At 54.6% G+C, this 229-nt stretch carries 1 protein-coding gene; it reads right to left on the reverse strand.

Going from position 1 to position 229, the window contains the following annotated elements:
• Positions 1 to 229: hypothetical protein (locus tag GBI66_RS19595; protein WP_308464073.1), on the reverse strand; the 229-nt coding region annotated here is incomplete at both ends.

The following is a 229-nucleotide window of genomic DNA, read 5'->3' on the forward strand; positions in this document are numbered from 1 at the left end:
ATGATGTTGTCACCCGTAATTGGATTGACCACCACCACTGGTGTGGTGATGTCGACTGTGTAGCTCGCATCCGCAGTGGCGTTGCCCACGTTGCCTGCTGCCTCGGTTGCTGCAATGCTGACGTTAATCACTTTGTCAGCATCAAGTACCAATTGCCCGCCGGCAACCGTCACAGCCCAGGTACCACCCGCTTGTACGGTGGTGGTTAAGTTAACGCCATTGACGTTCA

Origin of the sequence: Acinetobacter sp. TUM15071 (genome assembly GCF_008980925.1) — a bacterium.
Classification (GTDB): Bacteria; Pseudomonadota; Gammaproteobacteria; order Pseudomonadales; family Moraxellaceae; genus Acinetobacter; species Acinetobacter dispersus.